5 protein-coding genes are annotated in these 6246 nt (G+C 45.0%); 4 read left to right on the top strand and 1 reads right to left on the bottom strand.

Annotated elements, in window-relative coordinates; genetic code table 11:
- Window positions 1-1336: methionine--tRNA ligase (gene metG / locus QVA83_RS05855; protein ID WP_287498230.1), on the top strand; the 1336-nt coding region annotated here is incomplete at its 5' end.
- A gap of 343 nt (window positions 1337-1679) precedes the next feature.
- Window positions 1680-2519, top strand: coding sequence for a mechanosensitive ion channel family protein (locus QVA83_RS05850; protein ID WP_061486070.1), 840 nt, complete (start codon window positions 1680-1682; stop codon window positions 2517-2519).
- 187 nt (window positions 2520-2706) lie between these two features.
- On the opposite strand, the gene QVA83_RS05845 is transcribed toward QVA83_RS05850, so the two are convergent.
- Window positions 2707-3564, bottom strand: a complete 858-nt coding sequence (locus QVA83_RS05845; protein ID WP_014949915.1) for a class I SAM-dependent methyltransferase — start codon at window positions 3562-3564, stop codon at window positions 2707-2709.
- A gap of 84 nt (window positions 3565-3648) precedes the next feature.
- Here QVA83_RS05845 and gloB point away from each other — a divergent pair, with 84 nt between their 5' ends.
- Both gloB and QVA83_RS05835 read left to right on the top strand, forming a co-directional pair.
- Window positions 3649-4440: a hydroxyacylglutathione hydrolase gene (gloB, locus tag QVA83_RS05840; protein ID WP_014949916.1), complete on the top strand. Its 792-nt coding sequence runs from the start codon at window positions 3649-3651 to the stop codon at window positions 4438-4440.
- 64 nt (window positions 4441-4504) lie between these two features.
- Window positions 4505-6169 (top strand): lytic transglycosylase, encoded by a 1665-nt coding sequence (locus QVA83_RS05835; RefSeq protein ID WP_061486071.1) that lies wholly within the window; start codon window positions 4505-4507, stop codon window positions 6167-6169.
- Window positions 6170-6246: the final 77 nt, after the last annotated feature.

Below are 6246 nucleotides of genomic sequence, written 5' to 3'. Positions count from 1 at the left end.
CAGCCGTGACGCGCCGTATTTCGGGTTTGAAATTCCAGGTGCGCCGAACAAGTTCTTCTACGTGTGGGTAGATGCACCTGTTGGCTACATGGCAAGTTTCAAAAACTTCTGCGACCAAAACAATCTAGAGTTTGATGACTTCTGGAAAGCAGACTCAGACGCTGAGCTTTATCACTTTATTGGTAAAGATATTACCTACTTCCACTGCCTGTTCTGGCCTGCCATGCTAGAAGGCGCGGGATACCGTAAGCCTACTGGCGTAAACATTCACGGTTTCGTAACCGTAAACGGTGCGAAAATGTCAAAGTCGCGCGGTACGTTTATTAAAGGCCGTACTTACCTTGACCACCTGAATCCAGAATATCTTCGTTACTACTTTGCGTCTAAGTTAGGCGACGGTGTTACCGACATCGACCTTAACTTTACTGACTTCGCACAAAAAGTGAATTCAGACTTGGTAGGTAAAGTGGTTAACATTGCAAGCCGCTGTGCAAGCTTTATCACCAAGCGTTTCGACGGAAAGCTGTCTGACAATGTGATTGAGCCAGAGCTTATTGCAGAGTTCCAAAACGCGTCAGAGAGCATTGCTGCACTTTTCGAGAAGCGTAAGTACCACCAAGCCGTGCGCGAAATCATGGCCCTTGCTGACAAAGCAAACCAGTTCATTGATAACAATGCACCTTGGGTAACCATTAAAGACGAGACTAAGCAGCAGTTCACACACGATGTATGCTCGCTAGGTATTAACATGTTCCGTCTGTTGGTGATTTACTTGAAGCCTGTGCTTCCTGTACTTGCAGAAAAAGCAGAAGAATTCTTAAACGATAAGTTCGACTGGAATTCACTGCAAACCCTATTGAAAGGCCACGCCATCAACAAATTCAAGCCGATGATGCAGCGTGTAGAAATGGAGAAAATCGACGCCATGGTTGAAGATTCAAAAGAAAGCCTAGCGCCAGCAGCACCGGCAATCGACCCAGACAGCCCGCTTGCTAAAGACCCTATTAGCGACACTATCTCGTTTGATGAGTTCGCCAAGGTAGATTTACGTATTGCGCGTATCGCTAAAGCTGAACACGTAGAAAAAGCCGATAAGCTTCTGCGCTTAGAGCTAGATTTAGGCGGCGAAACCAAGCAAGTTTTTGCAGGTATTAAGTCGGCCTACTCGCCTGAAGCCCTAATTGGTAAGCACACGGTAATGGTGGCGAATCTCGCTCCTCGTAAAATGCGTTTTGGCATGAGTGAAGGCATGGTATTAGCAGCGGGCCCTGGTGGCGACGAGCTATACATTCTTGAGCCGCACGAAGGTGCAAAGCCGGGTATGCGTGTTAAGTAAGCTGTAAAGCGCCCCCTTAAAAGTAAGGTGACATTCAGCGCTATAACGCGACGGGATGTCACCTTTTTTATTGGGCGGTCAAAGCAGCGCTTAGATTTATAAAGCAAAAATCATATAACCAGAATCAAGGTGCAAGCACGTAACTTGGTATGCTAATAAGCCTTATCATCCTACACTCCTCACTCACTAATTACTTACCCACTCACTAACCTTATCTGCATAAGGCAAATCGGCTAGAAAATTCTTGTCAAAAAACAGCGCAGTTCCGTTCGGTTTGAATCAAGGCGATCTAACCCTCTTTTTTTAACGTAATCAACGTGGTTAATTAATAAAAGAGGTATTTATGGAAGATTTCTTCGGGACTAATATCGATTTATCGGAATTAACCGAAAAAGCTATTTCACTGGTGATGACTTACACCCCCAAATTATTATTGGCTATTCTTACTTTGGTGGTGGGTCTCTGGTTAGTGAATCGTTTTGTAAACCTATTAGATCATCGGCTAGGTAAAAAGGATCCCACGTTAAATAAGTTTCTGTGCGGACTTATTAGTACGGTGCTAAAAGTAATGCTGTTGATTTCAGTTGCCTCAATGATAGGTATTGAAACCACCTCATTTATTGCCGTCGTGGGTGCTGCAGGTTTGGCCATTGGTCTGGCACTACAAGGCAGCCTGGCGAACTTTGCTGGCGGTGTACTAATACTGATTTTTAAACCCTTTAAAGTGGGTGACACCATTGAAGCAGAGGGTCATTTAGGCTCAGTGTCAGAGATACAAATTCTTTATACTGTACTTAACACTTTTGACAATAAGCGCATTGTTATTCCCAATGGCAGCCTATCTAATGCCACGTTAATTAACGTTAGCGTGTATGATAAACGCCGTTGCGACATGACATTTGGTATAGGCTACGATGACGATATCGATAAAGCAAAGAAGGTGTTGCAGCGCCTGTTCGAAGAAGATGAGCGCTCGTTAACCGACCCTGCACCAAGGATTTGTGTAGGCGGATTAGGCGATAACTCAGTCGATTTGATGTTTAGACCGTGGGTCGCCACAGATGACTTGTGGCCTTACTATTGGGATATGCAGGAAAAAGTTAAAAAAGCTTTTGATGAAGAAGGCATTAGCATCCCATATCCACAGCGAGATGTGCACCTCTATAAAACGAGTGACGACTAACGTCTCAGTTTGGAGATAGCGTTCTATGCTATCTCCAATTCCCCTTTCAAACTTGCGTAAAAACGCGAAAGCCATCCGTTTTAGTTACAACATCTTGGTAAATATAGAAGATGGTTAGCGTCTGTCGCTGCTTTCAAGTTAAGAGCGTGGCGTGCTCTCTTTGCACATGGCATACACATTAACAATACTAGCGCAGCGTGCGATTCATCGTAGAGGTCCTTACACTGGCGCCCACCGCCGAAAAACGCGGCTTCAAATTGCGTTTGGGTTTTATTGCGGTCATGGGTATAACCCGCTTTTTCGCGAGTATTACGTACACCGCACTGCACCATGGCAAATAAGATGCTAAATAGTCTTGAAGCTTAACCGCCCCTTTCCATTTTTGTTGAAAAAAGAGCGTTGAAAACATCACTTGACGTTGTTCAACAATTTCAAATCCCAGCAGCTGAAGCCAATCTTTAATGCGATAGGACGTAAAAAAGCGTGCATCGTGTAAGATATTTCCGCGCTTAACAGGTAGAAATTTGGCAATTCCGGCGAGGCTTAAGGGGTTAAAGCCACTTATGATCACATAACCGTTTTGTGTAATAACGCGGTCTACTTCTCTTAATATTTCGTGAGGGTCTTGTGCAAAATCTAATTCATTAGCAAGTAGAAAGCCATCAATGCTATTTTCGGCGAAGGGTAAGCAGTGCGACTGCCCCACTACCGTGTTTTCTCTACTTATTTTCGGTTCGCGTTTATCACCGCCTAACGATATACCCGATGCATTGTGATTGGGAAAGCCCTCTTTTGTTTCATTGTGGTGTGGCCGCTCGCTAGCTAGGTCACTAAACGGAACGTGATTGATGTGGTGTCGGATTGGACTAGTGTCGAGATTTATATCGGCACTTAGCGAGCCTAGTTTGGCAAAGTGATACCCAAAAATTCGCTCAGCATAATCGCTACAAACTGCATTGACCGCATGTCGAATGTGCTCTCCCGCGGGGAAATCATTCCAATTTGTAGGGTAGCGTGGCGGTTTGGCTTTAAACGCCGATCTCATTAACACTGCGCGCTCTTAGGTTGCTCTGCTCTTCACAAGTCCCTATAGTAACGCATAATTCTACCTACACAAGCAGGTACTCTTATGACGGCAGAAACACTTCCTTCAGGCGTAGCCATTCATCCTATTCCCGCTTTTACCGACAATTACATTTGGTGTATTTATAACGAGAGTAGCGCTATTGTTGTCGACCCAGGTGATGCTGAGCCAGTACTGACCTTTATTAAAGCCAAAGGCTTAACGCTGAGCGCAGTTCTCATCACTCATCACCACAGAGACCACACAGGTGGTATTGCTAAATTAGTATCTGCAGTACCAGATTTGCCAGTTATTGGCCCAAGAGGCAATCACATAAGAGGAATAACTAAATCTGTTTCTCAAGGCGATACTGTCTCGCTACCTGTTTTTAAAATGGCGCTGCAAGTAATGGAAGTGCCAGGTCATACCCTTGATCACATTGCTTTCTTCGGGCATGGCGCATTGTTTTGCGGCGACACGTTATTTTCAGCAGGTTGCGGACGATTGTTTGAAGGTTCGCCAGAGCAAATGCATCATTCACTGAATAAGTTAAAGCGACTGCCCGACACCACGAAAGTGTTCTGTACACATGAGTATACTCAGGCTAACGTCCAGTTTGCTTTAGCCGTAGAGCCAGACAATAAAGCGCTGTGTGACTACGCACAGTGGGTGGCAGAAAAACGCGCTCAAGGTCAGCCTACACTACCAAGTAATCTCAAAGAGCAAAAAAACATAAACCCATTTTTACGGGCTCATGAACTTTCTGTGAAAACTGCTGCCGAAGCCTATTGCGAAAATAACCTGGCTGACGATGTAGCGGTATTTGCTGCAGTTCGCCGCTGGAAAGATGAGTTTTGATGCAAAAGTAAGCCGATTATCGTAACATGGTCGGTTTGCAGTGCTCCACGAGGTTTCTTCATATATGCAGTTGAAGTTTTTCCCACTGTCGCCACTGATATTGGCGCTAGGTTTAACGGGTTGTCAGTTAACCGATAATAATAACGACAATGCACAATTAGAAAGTAACGAAACCGCTTCGCTAGAAGCGTGCAGTGAAATTCATAACAACGAAGAAGCCATTTCTGATTGTGAAATTGCAAGAGACGGTGTTATTGATGTTGTTCACCCCAATGATGATACGCTAGAAGAAGGCGCTGAGCTTACCGATACACCGGATATGCATACGCAGGCGGTCGTTACTGACGTATGGGAACGTGCAAGTGCGAATTTCGCCTTACCTATCCCTGACGACAAACGCATTAGCGCACAGCGTAAATGGTACCTGAAGCACCCAGAGTATATGGCTCGCGTTGTAAAACGTGCCAAGCCTTTTCTTTATTACATTACCGAAGAAATTGAAAAGCGCGACATGCCGATGGAGCTTGTGCTTTTACCAATAGTAGAAAGTGCTTTCGATCCCTTTGCTTATTCCCATGGCCGAGCGGCTGGTATGTGGCAGTTTATTCCTGGCACAGGCAAGCGCTTTGGTATGCAACAGAATTGGTGGTATGACGGACGTCGAGACGTTGTTGCTTCAACACAAGGTGCACTTGACTATCTAACCTATCTAAACGAAATGTTTGATGGTAATTGGCTGCACGCACTTGCCGCCTATAATAGTGGCGAAGGCCGCGTTCAAAGGGCTATTAAAGCTAACAAACGCGCGGGTAAACCTACCGACTTTTGGAACTTAAATTTACCCAAAGAGACACGTGCTTACGTGCCTAAATTGCTTGCGCTGGCTGATATTCTAAAAAATAAAGATGAATATGCGTATGCGTGGCCTGAAGTTGAGAATGTAGCGGTTATCGAAGTTGTTGATATCGGCTCACAGGTCGATTTGGCGTTTGCCGCCGAACTTGCTGGTATGTCTTTAAAAGAACTACACGGGTTAAACCCAGGGTTCAATCGTTGGGCAACGTCACCAGAAGGACCACATAGATTAATACTTCCCCTTGATAAGGCTGCTGCGTTCTCTCAAGCACTGGCTAAAATTGATCAAAAAGAGCGATTGAACTGGGTGCGCCACTCGGTGAAGCCCGGCGACAGCTTAGGTAAAATCGCTAAGCAGTATCACACCACCGTGAAAGTTCTTAAAAAAGTGAATGAGCTAGACTCGTCCATAATCCGCGTGGGTCAAGCGATAATGGTACCAGTAGCACTTCAAGAACTGGACAGCTACACATTATCTCAGGAACAGCGTCTAGCCAGCTTGCAGAACGGCAACACGTCTAAGCAAAAAGTACGTCATACCGTACAATCTGGTGATACGCTTTGGGATATTGCTCGTAAGTACAATATAGGCACTAAACAGTTAGCTAAATGGAACGGTATGGCCCCTGGCGATATGCTTCACCCTGGCAAAACCTTAGTTATCTGGCAGGAAGGTAAAGCGCAAGACGGTGTTACCAAAAAAGTGACCTACACAGTAAGAAATGGCGATTCGTTGTCTCGTATCGCCAGCAAGTTCAATGTTAGAGTAAGCGACATAGGCAAGTGGAATTCACTTAATACCAAGCGCTATCTACAACCTGGTCAGAAGCTAAAACTTTATGTAGACGTAACAAGGTTGAACGCATCAAGCTAACCTTTAATACTTAAAGTTCAATACTGTTCATGCCTAACTGCATTTACGTCACGCTTTAAGTCAGAATACAGGATAAG

The sequence above is a fragment of the Alteromonas sp. AO-Serp genome (assembly GCF_017849675.1).
GTDB classification, from domain to species: domain Bacteria; phylum Pseudomonadota; class Gammaproteobacteria; order Enterobacterales; family Alteromonadaceae; genus Alteromonas; species Alteromonas macleodii.
The sequence above is the reverse complement of the archived record's forward strand: the minus strand, read 5'-3'. Positions and strand labels throughout refer to the sequence as shown.

What these genes read in the sequence shown, in the direction of transcription:
- QVA83_RS05850 (WP_061486070.1), top strand. Translation starts at nt 1,680, where the DNA reads ATGGAAGATTTCTTCGGGACTAATATCGATTTATCGGAATTAACCGAA.
- QVA83_RS05845 (WP_014949915.1), bottom strand. Translation starts at nt 3,564, where the DNA reads ATGAGATCGGCGTTTAAAGCCAAACCGCCACGCTACCCTACAAATTGG.
- gloB (WP_014949916.1), top strand. Translation starts at nt 3,649, where the DNA reads ATGACGGCAGAAACACTTCCTTCAGGCGTAGCCATTCATCCTATTCCC.
- QVA83_RS05835 (WP_061486071.1), top strand. Translation starts at nt 4,505, where the DNA reads ATGCAGTTGAAGTTTTTCCCACTGTCGCCACTGATATTGGCGCTAGGT.